We start from the raw sequence: 225 nt of genomic DNA on the forward strand, positions 1-225 counted from the left end.
CTTGCGTGTTGCCGGGCCGGTTTTGCTGGCTTCGCGATAAAAGTAGTCGCTTGTCCACAGTCCACGGGTGGAGTCCATTCCAGATGGAATGTGCTCATAGTCAGTGACATAGGCCCCACGCTTATGCGAAACCTGGTGGGTTGCCACGGTTGTCCCCTGGTCAAAGACGGTCAAGACCTGGCCTGTGATGCGCACATCGACAGTGCGGCCAACAAGCTGGTGCGG

At 57.8% G+C, this 225-nt stretch carries 1 pseudogene; it reads right to left on the reverse strand.

The features are described from left to right. Positions 1 to 225, reverse strand: a pseudogene (locus tag HMPREF2875_RS13840) (IS21 family transposase); the annotation flags it as partial.

The organism is Corynebacterium sp. HMSC078H07 (assembly GCF_001812805.1).
GTDB lineage: Bacteria > Actinomycetota > Actinomycetes > Mycobacteriales > Mycobacteriaceae > Corynebacterium.